17 protein-coding genes are annotated in these 13,299 nt (G+C 37.0%); 7 read left to right on the forward strand and 10 right to left on the reverse strand.

Translation table 11 applies throughout. The features are described 5' to 3' along the window. Positions 1 to 3: 3 nt before the first annotated feature. Together C0Z22_RS04900 and C0Z22_RS04905 are read right to left on the reverse strand one after the other, a co-directional pair. Positions 4 to 837, reverse strand: a complete 834-nt coding sequence (locus tag C0Z22_RS04900; RefSeq protein ID WP_158246817.1) for a MipA/OmpV family protein — start codon at positions 835 to 837, stop codon at positions 4 to 6. Continuing rightward, positions 792 to 1,916 (reverse strand): DegT/DnrJ/EryC1/StrS aminotransferase family protein, encoded by a 1,125-nt coding sequence (locus C0Z22_RS04905; RefSeq protein WP_103217224.1) that lies wholly within the window; start codon positions 1,914 to 1,916, stop codon positions 792 to 794. Before C0Z22_RS04905 ends, C0Z22_RS04900 begins: the two co-directional genes overlap by 46 nt. Before the next feature lie 225 nt (positions 1,917 to 2,141). On the opposite strand from C0Z22_RS04905, the gene C0Z22_RS04910 reads away from it, so the two are divergent. The 3 genes from C0Z22_RS04910 (at position 2,142) to C0Z22_RS04920 (ending at position 4,323) form a co-directional block, all read left to right on the forward strand. Continuing rightward, positions 2,142 to 3,101 (forward strand): hypothetical protein, encoded by a 960-nt coding sequence (locus C0Z22_RS04910; protein ID WP_103217225.1) that lies wholly within the window; start codon positions 2,142 to 2,144, stop codon positions 3,099 to 3,101. A 78-nt stretch (positions 3,102 to 3,179) separates the two neighbouring features. Then, a complete protein-coding gene (locus C0Z22_RS04915; RefSeq protein WP_103217226.1) occupies positions 3,180 to 3,683 on the forward strand; it encodes a hypothetical protein in 504 nt (167 codons plus the stop codon). Positions 3,684 to 3,759: 76 nt separating this feature from the next. After that, complete coding sequence (locus tag C0Z22_RS04920; protein ID WP_103217227.1) at positions 3,760 to 4,323, forward strand: hypothetical protein; 564 nt, start codon at positions 3,760 to 3,762, stop codon at positions 4,321 to 4,323. Between the two features lie 360 nt (positions 4,324 to 4,683). Here C0Z22_RS04920 and C0Z22_RS04925 read toward each other — a convergent pair whose 3' ends face one another. Next, positions 4,684 to 5,574 carry a CPBP family intramembrane glutamic endopeptidase gene (locus C0Z22_RS04925; RefSeq protein WP_103217228.1) on the reverse strand — a complete coding sequence of 297 codons (891 nt, stop codon included), beginning with the start codon at positions 5,572 to 5,574 and terminating at the stop codon, positions 4,684 to 4,686. Further along, positions 5,547 to 6,341 carry a hypothetical protein gene (locus C0Z22_RS04930; protein ID WP_103217229.1) on the reverse strand — a complete coding sequence of 265 codons (795 nt, stop codon included), beginning with the start codon at positions 6,339 to 6,341 and terminating at the stop codon, positions 5,547 to 5,549. Before C0Z22_RS04930 ends, C0Z22_RS04925 begins: the two co-directional genes overlap by 28 nt. 157 nt (positions 6,342 to 6,498) lie before the next feature. On the opposite strand from C0Z22_RS04930, the gene C0Z22_RS04935 reads away from it, so the two are divergent. Continuing rightward, on the forward strand, positions 6,499 to 7,383 hold the full coding sequence (locus tag C0Z22_RS04935; protein WP_103217230.1) for a LysR family transcriptional regulator: 885 nt from the start codon (positions 6,499 to 6,501) through the stop codon (positions 7,381 to 7,383). On the opposite strand, the gene C0Z22_RS15885 is transcribed toward C0Z22_RS04935, so the two are convergent. Both C0Z22_RS15885 and C0Z22_RS04945 read right to left on the reverse strand, forming a co-directional pair. Then, the gene (locus C0Z22_RS15885) at positions 7,372 to 7,830 is read right to left on the reverse strand and encodes a hypothetical protein (protein WP_158246818.1); all 459 of its coding nucleotides are present in this window, start codon (positions 7,828 to 7,830) and stop codon (positions 7,372 to 7,374) included. The two genes, C0Z22_RS04935 and C0Z22_RS15885, sit on opposite strands and share 12 nt — an antisense overlap. Positions 7,831 to 7,902: 72 nt before the next feature. Continuing rightward, positions 7,903 to 8,337, reverse strand: coding sequence for a co-chaperone YbbN (locus C0Z22_RS04945; protein ID WP_103217232.1), 435 nt, complete (start codon positions 8,335 to 8,337; stop codon positions 7,903 to 7,905). Between the two features lie 157 nt (positions 8,338 to 8,494). Between C0Z22_RS04945 and C0Z22_RS04950 the strand changes: the two genes are divergently transcribed. Continuing rightward, entirely contained in the window at positions 8,495 to 9,220 is a 726-nt protein-coding gene (locus tag C0Z22_RS04950) for a hypothetical protein (RefSeq protein WP_103217233.1), read from the forward strand. A 33-nt stretch (positions 9,221 to 9,253) separates the two neighbouring features. Here C0Z22_RS04950 and C0Z22_RS04955 read toward each other — a convergent pair whose 3' ends face one another. Beyond that, positions 9,254 to 9,592 (reverse strand): hypothetical protein, encoded by a 339-nt coding sequence (locus tag C0Z22_RS04955; protein ID WP_103217234.1) that lies wholly within the window; start codon positions 9,590 to 9,592, stop codon positions 9,254 to 9,256. 197 nt (positions 9,593 to 9,789) lie between these two features. Here C0Z22_RS04955 and C0Z22_RS04960 point away from each other — a divergent pair, with 197 nt between their 5' ends. After that, a complete protein-coding gene (locus C0Z22_RS04960) occupies positions 9,790 to 10,098 on the forward strand; it encodes a hypothetical protein (protein ID WP_103217235.1) in 309 nt (102 codons plus the stop codon). Positions 10,099 to 10,106: 8 nt separating this feature from the next. On the opposite strand, the gene C0Z22_RS04965 is transcribed toward C0Z22_RS04960, so the two are convergent. Beyond that, positions 10,107 to 10,658, reverse strand: a complete 552-nt coding sequence (locus tag C0Z22_RS04965; protein WP_103217236.1) for a hypothetical protein — start codon at positions 10,656 to 10,658, stop codon at positions 10,107 to 10,109. A 184-nt stretch (positions 10,659 to 10,842) separates the two neighbouring features. On the opposite strand from C0Z22_RS04965, the gene C0Z22_RS04970 reads away from it, so the two are divergent. Further along, positions 10,843 to 11,505, forward strand: a complete 663-nt coding sequence (locus C0Z22_RS04970) for a hypothetical protein (RefSeq protein ID WP_103217237.1) — start codon at positions 10,843 to 10,845, stop codon at positions 11,503 to 11,505. A gap of 23 nt (positions 11,506 to 11,528) precedes the next feature. On the opposite strand, the gene C0Z22_RS04975 is transcribed toward C0Z22_RS04970, so the two are convergent. Both C0Z22_RS04975 and C0Z22_RS04980 read right to left on the reverse strand, forming a co-directional pair. Further along, positions 11,529 to 12,530 carry a tyrosine-type recombinase/integrase gene (locus C0Z22_RS04975; RefSeq protein WP_103217238.1) on the reverse strand — a complete coding sequence of 334 codons (1,002 nt, stop codon included), beginning with the start codon at positions 12,528 to 12,530 and terminating at the stop codon, positions 11,529 to 11,531. Beyond that, positions 12,530 to 13,147, reverse strand: coding sequence for a hypothetical protein (locus C0Z22_RS04980; RefSeq protein WP_103217239.1), 618 nt, complete (start codon positions 13,145 to 13,147; stop codon positions 12,530 to 12,532). The genes C0Z22_RS04975 and C0Z22_RS04980 overlap by 1 nt, the downstream gene beginning before the upstream one ends. Positions 13,148 to 13,299 lie beyond the last annotated feature (152 nt).

Below are 13,299 nucleotides of genomic sequence, written 5' to 3' on the forward strand. Positions count from 1 at the left end.
AATCTAGCGAGTTGACTCTCCAAGAATATAATTTAGACCGAGAAAAATACTTTCGCGATAGCCTCTTTTAGTTAAGGGGCTATCTTCTACCGCTCCGGAATACTTCGTATACGAATAGAAGCTATTTAAAACGTATTTCTTTCCAATAGGGTAATTAACAATAAGCCTAGCACTTAGCTGATGAGAGGCCCCTGGAGTGTATTCAGGACGATCTGCACGAGCTTCAGCACTTGAGACACCAAAATAGTAGCGACTCCAATTGTCGCTATACTGAGAGTATGTGATACCTGGAATAAGAACGATCTTTTCACCCTTCCAAGGCTCAATTGGGAATGCCTTAGAGACTGAAACATAGTATTTGCTAGCTTCAGAGCGGCCACTAATATCGTGCGTATAACTAAATCTCGTCATAAACCACTTAGATGGCAGAATAAAGGTTAGCCCTAAATCAAGGGAGCGATCTCGCTCACGAAGTCCGTCATTATATGTACCAGCTTCGGCCTCGACTTTGTTAAAGTCTGGAGTAAGAGTTAGGCTTGTGAGAGGAAACAAGCGAAAGCTTGCTGCAATCCCACGAAATGAAAATCTCTTATAATTGTAGTTAATTGAGGGAACAACTGGGATATCGAATTGATCCCCAACTTTATAGAGCGAAGACGAGAAACTTGTTCCTAAACCAACTTGATTTGTTGGCGGCGGTCTCTTATCTCTTTGTCTTTCTAACTCGTTGATCCTCTCGGTTCTACCATTAGAAAAAACAGGGGCCGAAATAATAACGGCCCCTAATGTGATTATTTTGAAAAATAATTTTTTACGACTTGGCAAACGTACTCGCATTCTTCTTCCGTGATATAGGCGAAACATGGCAGGTTTAAAACTGCTTTACTAATATAATCAGCATTTCCGTGATCAATTGATCCAACACTATGGGCAGGAGCACCTTCTTGCTTGCTCATTGCACCTGGATAAATTGTTCCGAAACCTACATTTGCTTCTTTTAAAGCAGCTGAAAGCCCATCTCTAAGCTCTGGCTCAATTAAAGCAACACTACAGTATCCATTTTCTCCTACGTGAGCTGGAACATCTTGAATCTTAAGAGGAAGACCCTGAAGATTCTTGCGGTAGTATTCAACAGCCGCGCGACGAGAATCAAGTCTTGCATCGATATGCTCAAGAGATAGGTTTAGAAATAGTGATTCATAAGCACCAATTCTTGAGTTCCAACCAATTAGGCCGTGGCTATAGTGACTTGTACGTCCGTGGTTAATTAGAGTCTTACAAGTGTTAATTAGCGTTTCATCGTTTGAGAAGATTGCACCTGCATCCCCAGAAGCTCCAAGAACTTTTGCTGGGTAAAAGCTTGTCGTTGAGATCTTAGCTGTTCCTAGAATCGACTCTCCATTGATTGTCGTTCCAAAACACTGAGCACCGTCTTCAATAAGCATTACGCCATTATCTTCAGCGATCTTTCTGATTTCCATTGTATCTGGACATGCCCAACCATATAGGTGAACAAGAATAGCTGCCTTAGGATTGAATTTTTCAACGGCCTCTTTAAAAGTATCTTTATCCCAGTGTAGAGTTTCACGGCTAACATCAACAGTTGCAGGGTTTGCACCTACGTTAACAACTGCCTCAAAAGTCGCCCAGAAAGTCATATCTGGAACTAATACAACGTCGTTTTTTTCAACGCCACTTGCTCTTAGAGCAATCTGGATTGCATCCGTACCGTTGGCACAACCAACTGCGTATTTTGCACCAGTCTTAGCTGCTAGCTTCTCCTCAAGCATATTAACCTGAGGTCCACCAATAAATTGTGTGTTATCAAAAAGTGTTTCAACGCCTGAAAGGAATTCATCACGAAACCCGTCTTCAAAGCGATTTAATGTAATAAATGGTACGCCGTTAACTGACATATTTCCTCGCATTTTTAAGTAATTACAAACATTATAGGGGAAAGAATATGACTTAGGAATAGCGAATATTGTTAAATTTGGGTCAAAAATAGGGGATTTCAAAGGCGATTTCAAGCTGAATTTTCAAGGCCTTACGGCCCAACTTTAATCAACAAAATCTATACACCACTATATATAGATTTCAACATCACTCATTGCGTTCAGATTATCTGTTATATAAATAAAATGAAAACAATCTCATTAGCTATTATTTCTCTAATATCAACTAATATCATGGCCTCTAGTGTGATCACGACGGAAAGTGAGTTTCGTGAAGTCATTGAGAGCGTCCTAAGTATCTACGACCAGAAGTTACCACAAGGCAATCAGCGCCAAGTTGATATTAACTGGGAATCTAAGACATTAAATGCGTCAGTTGGTTACAAGAGAAATTCAGAATCTGTGCGCTTTAGCTTTCACGGAGAGTTTGTTCGAAAAAACCAATTAACAAAAGATGCCTTTGCTCTTGTTGCTTGTCATGAAGTTGGCCATATCATTGGTGGTTATCCGAAGGTTATGCCGACCCAAAAGTATTCAAGTGAGGCGCAGTCTGATTACTTTGCTACTAATGAATGTTTAAAGAAATACTTTGCTTTAAATAACTCTGATAGCTTTGAGCTAAATGGTATTAACGCTGAGAATCTTTTAGAGTGCAAGCAAGATAAATCATGCCTAAGAGGCCTTGGTGCCATTAGAGATGCTTCAGTCATTTATCCTGGAAGTAATATCAACGCTAAGTCAGATCATGTCTCAAAAGTGACAATCTTTAATGATTACCCACAAAGTCAGTGCCGTGTGGACACGCTAAAAGCAGGCCTTTTAAATCAGCCAAGACCAACTTGTTGGTTTAAGTCTTATCAAGCTGAGCGCTATGAATATCAGTACGACTATGAATATGAAGAGGCCCAAGGTGTCGCAGAGATTACCGAAGTAACAGCAACAGATTTCGGTTGTCATATTCGTACGAAATACCCCGATGTATGGATGGGAAGTTACTTAAACCCGCTGTCAGAAAGCGAATTATTACTTAGAGGCGTGCGCTACGTAGGTACTAATTGCAAGTATCAAGTAGGGGATACACTTAGTGGTGCCATGACCCTATTTCGTGGGAATTTATACCTAAATCTAAATCCAACGGATAAGTAAATCTTAAGTTTTCTTAACTATTAAGATCGCCCCCATTTGCATAATAATTGTTAAATATTATTTACAGTTGGGGGACAAATGAAGATTTTAACTAAAATCTCTATTGCATTAACATTAATTTCAGCAGTATCAACAATCGCAGCAACCGTAGACTTTGGGACAACGAATCACATTGCATTCCGTTGCCAAGTAGATATCTTTGAGAAGGTTGTTAATCCAGTTTCATACCGTGCCTATGCCGGAAGACTTATTAATTCAGTATTTCACGAACAGTACAATAATATCACAGGCCCAGACCTAAAAATGCTTATGGATTATGGCAATGGGCGCGCACTTTTTTCTAATGTAATTATTGGTGGAAATGGCTATTTCAAATGGTCTGTTGTGGAAACCGATGATCATGCAATTGATATATTAGATGCAAAATGGCCTATTTCGGCCCGTGTTCTATACAGTCCGAGACACTTTGATCGTGCCAAAAATGGAAAAGCAATAGGAGAGTCAAACGACCATCTCTATCGCGTTGAATGTTTTGAAGTAAAACAAGCACCTGGTGACGACGATATCGTTATTGGTGTCTAAAATAGTGATTGAAAAATCCCCTTCTTTTATGAAATAATTTTTGCTTACTTATTGTTTTATAAAAGAAGGATTTTTCATGAAACTTTCCCTGGTCATTTTAGCAGCTATTTTTAGCTGTTACTCATACGGCTTAAATTTTCAAAATACACAGCAAAATACCTATGAAGCTGCGACTTTAATTGGTGGTGTTGGCATCAAATGCGACAACGGCTCAAATCAGGCCGTAAAGGCGTTTGGATGTAAAACGCGACATCTATATCCCGTAAGATTTGAAGACTTCATTGTGGGGCAAAATTTAGAGGCCGATAAAATCGTCGTGTCATACACGGACGAAAAAGGCCGAAATAAATCGAAAACTCTCCGTTACGATATGACTAGTCAGCGCACGAAAACTTCAGTCAATCTATGGGCCAAAAACCTTCGAAAAAAACCTGTGCTACACACGGGCAAAAATATCATAAAAATGAGCGCATATTTCAAAGGCCGTTTAGTTGAAGAAAAAACACACGAAATCTTTGTTGAAGATCTAGGTCAAATTTCATGTGGATCACAGATGTTTATCTCACGTGATATGTCAGATTGTTTCTCAGCGGCCAGAGCATGTGAGAAGCTATATCAACTGACAAATTACTGTCGTTAGAAATAATACGAAAAAAGTGACGTTCTAAAATGGATTCTAAGAGATTCAAATAAATTACGCGACCAAGTTGTCGCGTTTTTTGTGCTAAAAATTGCCTAGGTGAACACAGCAAAAATTGGGGTTATAATCATTATTATAAGTTACAATATGGCCTTACCCCATATAACTGATATTATATGATATAAAATATTTTCCCCTATAACACTTAAACCCGTCTGAAAAAGTCACTCTCTAAATGCTTTATATCCATAAATTATTCTATGTAATTCATTATATTTTTTATCTGCGTCTTTTTGTTTCTTAAAAGAGCCTCCATGTATTTGTAAACAAGCCTTCCACTTTTTTTGTTTTGTACAAAAATTACTTCCAAAAGTATCGCCAGAATTTCGCTGACTTCTTTTTTTGCAAAATTGTTATAACTATAAATGTTAGCCCAACCAAAATGCTAAATATCATTTCAATGTACTCACCTGTTTTTGGATTAGATGGCCTTATTAGATAAATACCTGAGACCGTATTGTTTATTCCGTGTAAAACAGCACAAACCCAAATTGAATTAGACTTTATTTTAAACCACCCCAGGGCAAAGCTCATAAAAATAATAATTAAAGGGAAAGTAATAAAAGTAGTCAGAAAAACGTTCTCTGCACCATTTACACCTCCTAGGTTTGCAGGAATATGCCAATATGCCCAAATCAATCCAACGAGAAGCGTTCCCTTTAAAAAGCCGTACTTAGTAGTTAAAGTATCTTGTAAATACCCTCTCCATCCAATCTCTTCTCCAAGAGTGGCCATAATTGTTGTTGGAATAGTTCCAATTAGAATTGTTATAAATAGATTCAAAGCAAGGAATGAATATGACTGCTCACCTGTCCCTAGCATTAAACCAATCTTTTTAACTTCAGCTATTCTGGAAAAATCGGGACTCAAAACAAAGCTTTCGCTATTCCATGCCCCTAAATCAAGCATATAAAAACTTAGCTGTGACAGGATGTATGGCGTTAGTGCAACGATAGGCGTGAGTGCCATATATTTAAAAGAAAAAACTCTTAGATTTTTAATAACGTCTTTAGCTTCTTCACCAAGTCCCAGTAGGCCAATCGCAGGAGTCCACATCGCAATAATTAGGAATAAACTATTCTTGTAATAAAGAAATAATCCCTGACAAAGAAAACCACTAATAAAAGTAATTAACAAAAATTTAAAAAGCTTCTTATCTTTAATCATAGAACCTGAGTAACCATATTGCATCGAACAAACCCTTTCTTCAGATTCTCTTTCAATCTTGTTGTACTAACTAAATCTGTTACTGAAGAATTATCTTCAGCATATTTAACTGCACAGCGGGTAACTTTCTCACCTTGTGATTTACAAAGAGCTGCAGTATCAAAAAATTGAGTAATAAGTTTTCCAAATGATGATTCGTTAGAGATATTTCCGACACACTTCACTGTTTCATAATCATACTCATGGCATAACATTAGATTGTAATTAAAACCGTAAGTCGAAAGAAGTGAGCTCGTCGTAACTGCACATTCAATAGTTTCACCTGAATACTTCTTACAAGTCGTTAAGTTGTCCTTAAATGAATTAGGTATCCACATTGAGTTATTATCAGATAAATCTAATGAGCAGTTTATATCTTCTTGGCGCTCGTTTGCGCAGTAGCTTACAGCTTCTTTGATATTTAAATTTGAAACTTTTTTATTCAGGTCTTTCCCGCACTCTAGTTGAACGCGTGTGTAGTTTAGACATAACTCAATACCCACTTTAATATCTCGTGGTGATAGATCTACCCCACACATTATATTTTCAATATCTAGTGAATATTCTCGGCAAAGATTAAGCGCCTTTACTTGGGAAAGTTTCGTGTTACTTGCTGTGTTTTTAAGGATTTCAATTGAGCAATCAAATTGTTCCTGTGTTACCTCGTTTACACTTGAACAACTGTCTTGTGCTACGATACGCATCGAAAATAGTAATGAAATTGTAACTACAGAAAATTGCATAATTTTCATGAAACACTCTCCTAATGATAAACATTTAGAAGGTGATACTATTTTTATTGAACTAGATAAATACGACCTATAATAATTACTGAATTCAATCTTGCTATATAGATATATTATATAATAAACATAATTATCATTCTTAATATGTATAATAGGAAATCTTATGGAATTAGGTCACTTAAAACATTTCTACTATGTCGCCAAGTACGGAGGCTTCACAAAGGCATCTAAGAAGCTCTACGTCCAGCAACCATCGATTAGTAAAACAGTGGCCCTATTAGAAGATCAGCTTGGTGTGAAACTCTTAAATCGTGAAAAGAGGAAGACGACTCTCACTGATATTGGCCAAGAGATCTATGCCAAATGTGACCTTATTTTTAAAACAGTTGAAGATATCGAAAATATCGTAAGTGACGGAAAATTTGAATGCTCAGGCCCTTTAAAGTTTTGTGCTAGTGAGCCGATTTCTGCATACTTTGTTCCTCGAATCTTAAAAGAATTCCTTAGTGAATATCCGCAAGTACAACCAGCGTGTTTTACAAGTTTCTCATCTGACTTATTTAATAGGATCGAAGATGGAGAGTTTGAATTTGGTCTCTTTTTTCATACGCCAGAGATGGCCAAATACGCCCACAAACTTGATCTAGAAGAAGTTGCATCAATCCCCTATGATTTAGTTATTAAGGCCTCTGAGCATAAGAATTTGGACGTTATACGATCATTCATTGGCTCACGCGAGGTTGATGATGTGACAACGAAAAAATATCCGACAATTTCTAAGATGAATAAGGATTATAAGAACGTTAAGATTACAATCTCATCAAATAGCTTAACGTCACACAAGGAAATGGTCTTACAAGGCCTCGGGGTTTCAATCCTGCCGTCAATTATGGTCGAAAAAGAAACCAAGGCAAAAGAGCTTAAAAGATTATATCCAAAGGGGACGTTTCACTTCCCTCTTAAGCTTGTCACAAAGAAGAATCACTTTCTTTCACGAAATGCACAGGCGTGGATTAAGTGCTTAAAAGAGCAATTATCAATCATTTAAACAGCTTGAAATAACTTGGTAGCCAGCAAGAATGATATCAAGTCTCCAGGCCGATGCTCTGACAATTTTTATAACCTGCTTCTTATCTTCTTTGCTAAGCTCACAGTAGCCTGCACTCAGATAACAAGGAACGTGGTGAGAGATGGCAGTTTTCTTAAACTCTCGACAACTAGACTCAGAAGAAATGTCATTCATGCCAGAGATTAGGCAGGCCTTAACATCCTGAATCCATTTCCGACCGTCTTCAGAAAACTTCTCAACCCTAGAATCGAATTTGTTGCAATATTTTTGCCCGAAGGCCAAGGGATAACCACGTTTTCCACATACTCGCTCTTTTTCTATACAGCTGTAATATGCACAGTCGTCACTTAGATCAGCACAATCATTTGCAGCAAACGAATGCGTGGCCAAAAGAATGGAGAAAAAGGTGAAAATGATAGATTTCATCATCAGTAAGTAGCAAATTAATCATCGCTTAGTAAACTTAATGAAAAGTTTATATTCTCTTTACAATATGGCCTATGCAAAAAAGATAGCTAACGCAAAGATTGCTAGCAAACTAATGACGATTGTTTCAAAGAAGTAGTTCTTCTTTGTCTCCGGTGCCTTAAACTCACCTGTTAAACGAAAGTGTGAGTCGTTGATATTGTTTATCACGTATTGAATTTCCCCTAGAGGTGTAAGTCCTGTGAAGTCATAAAGAACTTCTCGGTTTTCACAAATGGCCGTGTATGGAACTCCACGAACACCAAAGTGATCCGCAATCTCAGGACTCTCCATGGTATTTACTTCATAAACATTCACTTCTGGGTTATTTTCATTTAGGGCCTCAAAGACAGGTGCCATTGCTTTACATGGGCCACAAGTATCAGAGTAAAACTTGATAACAAAAACGCTTCTTTCACTAGATACAACAGATTCAAAGTTTTCATTATTTATTCTTTTTATATTCATAAAAGCACCACCCTGATAAATTCAATCTTACTATAACCATTCACATTAAAATTTACAACAAACTTAATTGGATATAACAATTTGTATTCAGGTGGCGTCTACCTTCTATTTACAGTAGAATAGTATTTTTAACCTACATAAAGAAAAGGCATATATTATGAGAGGGACTTTCTTCTTAAAACCATTAGAGTTGAATTTAGAGCTTGCTGGCGAGAGCTGGCCCCAGGGAGAGCAGATAAACGGAGATCTTACGATTAAGGCCCATGGTGAAGCCGATCTATCAAAAATAGGCATTCACCTGTGTGAAGTGAATATAAAGAAGTTTAAGGCCAAGGACGAAGCGGCATTTAAAGTTATTGAAACAGTTGAAGCAAGCGGTGAGCAGACAAGCTTAAGTTTTAAACTAGCTGAAAACTGCCTTATTACTGAGAAGGCCACTTCCCTTTATGTTATCTGTGGAGATATTGATACACCATTTGAGTGTGGGCATCTTCAACTTGATATCCTTCCAAATAAGAATATTTTGAGCTTCATTGAAATCTTTGAAAATTTTCTTAAATTCAAATTTAAGCCACTTAAAAATAAGGCCGGAATGATTCAAGCAAAAATCACTCCACCAGATATAAAAGACTGGACAAGTATTCAGACCATAAATCTTGGAATGTCTTGTATTGATAATATTCTTTCACTCGATTTCGCTTTTAAAGTGAAGAAGATGTCATACGAAGGTGGTGCAGTAGAGACGAAAGAAGTTAAGATTAACAATAAAGTTGAATTTAAACCTAAGGATTACATCCTTTTTGAAAGTACACTAAATCAAGATTTCATTACTGGAGAGTTAAACAAAGTTCTTGATGAGGTAAGGTTTAAGCCGGTTATTTAATAAATGAAATATCGCCACTGACGTGGCCCTTTTTTATTTCGAAGAAACCTTCATACAGTTCTTACTTTGATAATTCTTCTTAACGGCTATAATCTGACCTCTAACACTAGCAAGTTCAAAGGCTTCAACGCCATCGCCTTTTCCTATGCCTCCAAACATGAGTGCCTGGCTATAGCTATCATCAACCCTTCTTCGTTGAGCATCAACAAGAACCTTCTCATGCTGCTTTAATCCGCCATACTCACTTACAAGCATCTTGCAATCAAAGTTTGCGTATTTTTGTGGTGAAACATAACTTGCTTTTACATGCTCTGGTTCAGTCGACATATTTGCACAGCTTGTAAGCAGAAAAAATAGAACGATCTTTTTCATAACTCTCCCTATTGAATTCTTTTGTTTTATATCGGTGTAAAGTCACCAATTAGTGAACGATTTCAACACCTTAAGAATTATTCGAGAATTACTTGGTAAGCATACGAATTTATTATTTTGTGATTTGCACCCTTGCTTACTCTTTACATAGTTCAACTAACTATAGAGAATTAGAACAACACAATTACACAAGATTTATGAGACAATTACTATTACCTATTTTAATATCACTACTTATTCAGCAAGCTCTTTACGCATGTGAAATAAGTGTAGAAAACTTTAGCTTCGACTATGTCGAAGATATTTCACTTACTAGTGATGAATGTCGCCTTATTAATAATAGAGTCATTCAGCTAAAGCAGGAATTCCAACTGACAAATAAAGCCCAAAAACAAAATCAAGAAAAGTATGTCAGCAACTCCGAAACCCTGAGCCTTCAGATTCAACAACTTCGAATTAATGGCCAGGTTTACGGACAAGTCTTGATCGGTAAGTTTTTACTTTAGGGGTGCGCTCATGGGATAAGCCCAATCTTTCGCTCTAGACTTCTGTCATGTTGAAAAAACTTAACTTGGCTACGATAGAAGTCCACCACAGTTTTCTCCATTTCTGGATACACACTCTCCGCTAAGAAGCTTTCTAACTCTTGGGACTTGATCTGCATATCAGGCTTGTCTTGCACATACTTAAAGAGAATTGCGTCTTTGCCTTTCTTGTAGCTAAAATCAAACTTAATATTTTCTGCTGGCTGCAAACTCTTATTACCATCCATGTGAAGTCTAAGTAGGATTGAAAAAATCCAATAACCATTCTCAGCAAGCTTTACGGCCCCGTGAGGTGTATAGGAGACGTCCTCATCAATAGGTGAAAAATATTCTCCTTCATCTTCTTCACTAAACTGAATGGTTGGAACGAGCTTAATAAGATCGTACTCACTCTCTGCAATACCCAAATGACTTTTAAAACCTTTAAACAAAGTTGCTGCAAAATTTGAGGCATCATCATGGGTTTTAAAGAAGAGCTCTCGAGATTTCTTATATTCGCTACATAGATCCAAGTATGACATGAAGGGTTTATCGGGATCGTTTAAACATCTAAGTACTTAAATATTCTTAAAAAAGTGTAAAGCTTACACACTTTTTGAAAACGTCACCTGATGTAAATGAGAGAAATTCAGCTATCGATTATCTTGTCCTCACAGAAAAACAATCAAACAAACAAAACATGATTAAGAAAACGAGGAGAAAAACATGAAAAAATTATTATTAGCACTAGCATTAGTATCAACACTTTCAGCATCTGTTTCAGCTAATTGTGTAGGAATTTATGAAAATACAACAATCCAGCACAATGAGAAAGCTTCTAAGAATGTCTTAGCAGTTATGGGCAGTGAGTATAAAGATATGTTCGAATTTCTATTGGCAAGTGGAGATGCATACTCAATTATTGTATCGCCACTTGCTGCAGTATTGGTATCACCAATTGTTCTTTACAAGTCGATTCATTACAAAGGAACTTATAAGTTCTATAAGAGATTTGTATCAACAATGAATGAAAATAGTGAAGATCATAAGAAAGATTTTAAAAAGTTTAAACGCTCAGTTGCAAAACGTTTTAAAATTTCGAATGAAGAATTCCTTGATGTATTAAAGGATCTAAATGACAGCAGGTCACTTTGTGAAGGGTATAAGAGAAATACAGTTTTAACAGAAGAAGGTATCGCTTACTTAGAGTCAAGAGGCTATAAGACATTTCTTCAAGCAGCTCTAAACGGAAAAAGAGATCCTGTAACATTTAGAGAATTACAATCAAATCCAAGATACTTCACAGTTGTTTACGGCGGAGTAATTGATGCATATGATTTTAAAAAGATCGTAAGAGCAGAAATTGAAGCTCGCGGTTACGAAAAATAATTAATAAATTAAAGGCCTCGACTTCAGTTCGAGGCTTCTTCGTCTTCTTGTTTATCTAGATAATTCACTATATTTGCAATTTCATTAATCTTTTCTTTTCGACGCTTATTATACAAAAAAGTCATACGCGGGTCTGAGTGCCTCGCATACGTTGCCTGATCCTCAAGGCTTGCTCCGTTCTCATATAGATTACCAATGCCTGTAGCACGTGATGAGTGCGGAGATATCTTATGCTTAATCCCAGCAAGCTTTGCGTATTTTTGAAAGATCTGATCGATGGTATTTCGATTAAGAGGTTTAAGTTCCTGAGACTTACGGCCAGAGGTAAATAAAGGCTCATTTTCAAGAAATTCACGGCGAACTCTAAAGACTTCCATATAGTGTTTAATGTCACTGTAGGTTTCATCAGAGATGTAGACCTTTTGTTTCTTGCCACCCTTACTTCGTACATGAAGGTAATTGCCAATATTATCACTAGCAAAGTCCCCTACTTTAAGCGCAATTAATTCCGACTTTCTCAGTAAAGTATAGAACATCACACGTAGAATCGTATAGTGAAGGACACCACTTAGATTATAGCTACCATCGCGGTTCTTTTGATTAACACTCTCAAAGAGGTCCATAACTTCAGGTGCACTAAGATCATTGGTTTTAACTTCCATGACAACTTTAGGGCGAAAGACTCCAGTTGCTGGATTCTTATAGCAAAGCTCTTTTTCAACTAAGAAGTCAAAGAAGCGCTTTATGGACGACAGATGTCTTGCCACCGTGGCATCTTTTAGTTCTTCGTTTTTTAGAAGATGGTCTCGGTAGGCCGAGATATGCCTCTGGGAAACATCAGATAGGCTTGAAAAGGTCTCAAATCCTTTTAGAAACGTTAGAAACTTCTTAAGGTCTCGTCTATAGGCATCTCTGGTATGAGCAGAATTAGACTTGGTCAGGAAGTCCTCAAAGATATCGTTAATTTTTGCATTCGATCTAGCAGGCCTTATGGCCCTTGACCTAGAATAGCTTACTCCAACCATTACTGAAACGATCCTTCATCAACTGTATGCTTATAACTCTTAGACCATGACTCGAGTGCTTCTAGAAGGTTTTCCTTAGGCGAGATAACCCATGTATTAATTTGGGCCAATTCTTTCTTTGTAAAGGCCTCTAAAAGGTCATCTTCATCAAACATATATTCGAAGTGAAGTCTCTTAAAAATATGGCGTCCTTTAAGCACACGCTCTTGGTAGTGCTGGGCCTGTGAGATACGGCCATGTTTCTTATTAGAGATTAAAAGCTCTGTATCATCAATGATTAGATCAAAAAGGTTTCTAAGCTTTGTTAGGAGTCTCTTCTTACGAATAAGCTCCTTATCATATTGCTCAACTAATGCCTTTAGAATTGTCCCAAGTCCTGGTTTCTTTCTTGTAATCTTTGAGGCCACAAGATCGTAGGCCCAAGAAATATACTTAGACTTAATCATGAGAGTCTTATGGATAACTTTATCATTATTATGCTTTTGAGCAAATTCACTCTGATTGCTTCCACTAGATAGAACAATCATATCGTATTCATCATATGTCGGTTTTGTATTATCGATTAAAGGTGTCGATGCTTGAGACGTCCTTCCAGACAGAGATCTAAGCTGTTTCATAAGCGCTCCTTGCTTATTTTAATTTTATCATTCACATGGGTCATATATCAATTTTTCCCCACGTCGATTTTTATTTTTTTATATCTAGGCATAACTCCAATTATGCCTAGATATATTACATGTTACTTTAAACCTAGAAACATGTCATGTTT

This window comes from Halobacteriovorax sp. DA5 (genome assembly GCF_002903145.1).
Classification (GTDB): Bacteria; Bdellovibrionota; Bacteriovoracia; order Bacteriovoracales; family Bacteriovoracaceae; genus Halobacteriovorax_A.

Excerpts from the sequence above, each read along its gene's own strand:
- C0Z22_RS04900 (WP_158246817.1), bottom strand. The coding sequence starts at position 837 with ATGCGAGTACGTTTGCCAAGTCGTAAAAAATTATTTTTCAAAATAATC.
- C0Z22_RS04905 (WP_103217224.1), bottom strand. The coding sequence starts at position 1,916 with ATGTCAGTTAACGGCGTACCATTTATTACATTAAATCGCTTTGAAGAC.
- C0Z22_RS04910 (WP_103217225.1), top strand. The coding sequence starts at position 2,142 with ATGAAAACAATCTCATTAGCTATTATTTCTCTAATATCAACTAATATC.
- C0Z22_RS04915 (WP_103217226.1), top strand. The coding sequence starts at position 3,180 with ATGAAGATTTTAACTAAAATCTCTATTGCATTAACATTAATTTCAGCA.
- C0Z22_RS04920 (WP_103217227.1), top strand. The coding sequence starts at position 3,760 with ATGAAACTTTCCCTGGTCATTTTAGCAGCTATTTTTAGCTGTTACTCA.
- C0Z22_RS04925 (WP_103217228.1), bottom strand. The coding sequence starts at position 5,574 with ATGCAATATGGTTACTCAGGTTCTATGATTAAAGATAAGAAGCTTTTT.
- C0Z22_RS04930 (WP_103217229.1), bottom strand. The coding sequence starts at position 6,341 with ATGAAAATTATGCAATTTTCTGTAGTTACAATTTCATTACTATTTTCG.
- C0Z22_RS04935 (WP_103217230.1), top strand. The coding sequence starts at position 6,499 with ATGGAATTAGGTCACTTAAAACATTTCTACTATGTCGCCAAGTACGGA.
- C0Z22_RS15885 (WP_158246818.1), bottom strand. The coding sequence starts at position 7,830 with ATGAAATCTATCATTTTCACCTTTTTCTCCATTCTTTTGGCCACGCAT.
- C0Z22_RS04945 (WP_103217232.1), bottom strand. The coding sequence starts at position 8,337 with ATGAATATAAAAAGAATAAATAATGAAAACTTTGAATCTGTTGTATCT.
- C0Z22_RS04950 (WP_103217233.1), top strand. The coding sequence starts at position 8,495 with ATGAGAGGGACTTTCTTCTTAAAACCATTAGAGTTGAATTTAGAGCTT.
- C0Z22_RS04955 (WP_103217234.1), bottom strand. The coding sequence starts at position 9,592 with ATGAAAAAGATCGTTCTATTTTTTCTGCTTACAAGCTGTGCAAATATG.
- C0Z22_RS04960 (WP_103217235.1), top strand. The coding sequence starts at position 9,790 with ATGAGACAATTACTATTACCTATTTTAATATCACTACTTATTCAGCAA.
- C0Z22_RS04965 (WP_103217236.1), bottom strand. The coding sequence starts at position 10,658 with ATGTCATACTTGGATCTATGTAGCGAATATAAGAAATCTCGAGAGCTC.
- C0Z22_RS04970 (WP_103217237.1), top strand. The coding sequence starts at position 10,843 with ATGAAAAAATTATTATTAGCACTAGCATTAGTATCAACACTTTCAGCA.
- C0Z22_RS04975 (WP_103217238.1), bottom strand. The coding sequence starts at position 12,530 with ATGGTTGGAGTAAGCTATTCTAGGTCAAGGGCCATAAGGCCTGCTAGA.
- C0Z22_RS04980 (WP_103217239.1), bottom strand. The coding sequence starts at position 13,147 with ATGAAACAGCTTAGATCTCTGTCTGGAAGGACGTCTCAAGCATCGACA.